Origin of the sequence: Arthrobacter crystallopoietes BAB-32, from assembly GCF_000328305.2 — a bacterium.
GTDB lineage: Bacteria > Actinomycetota > Actinomycetes > Actinomycetales > Micrococcaceae > Crystallibacter > Crystallibacter crystallopoietes_A.
The window spans coordinates 1-480 of record NZ_ANPE02000347.1 but is presented as its reverse complement, the minus strand read 5'-3'; the positions used below and the strand labels follow the sequence as shown (position 1 = coordinate 480).

1 protein-coding gene is annotated in these 480 nt (G+C 60.6%); it reads right to left on the bottom strand.

Annotated features, from left to right (window positions below; genetic code table 11):
- On the bottom strand, positions 1 to 240 hold a 240-nt coding region (locus tag D477_RS23480; RefSeq protein WP_005275737.1), incomplete at its 3' end, for a hypothetical protein.
- Positions 241 to 480 lie beyond the last annotated feature (240 nt).

Sequence of the window (480 nt, the reverse complement as noted above, 5' to 3'; positions counted from 1 at the left end):
TGTCTTCTCCAGCGTCGACCGCATCGTAGGACCGATCTCCCCACGGTGCGCCCGCTCGTCCATGGCAGCTCTGAACTCCTCCACGGCCTGTTCTGTCAGCTGATCGATCCCTCGGCCGTCGCAGAACCCAACCACAGTGTGACAGCAGCTTCGGTAGTACCTGACCGACGCATCGGCTAAGCCGACGCTCGCGGTCCCCGCCAGCACGCCCTCAACAAGCATTGAAAACTTATTCTCCATGACCCGGACCTCCATCGGACGGTCGCGGCCACTCTGGTCGCGATCTCACCACGATGCACAGGAAACCCCTTGCGTGCACAGGGAACGCCCGGACCAAGACGCTCGCGCTCAGCCTCCAGGCGCGACAGGATTATTCCGACTCAGACGGGAGACTGTCGAGGTCACGGGCCCGCCCTCGCACCAAATCCGAATAACCCGAGAATCGGAACAATCGATGTTATTCCGAGCTCGGAATAATAT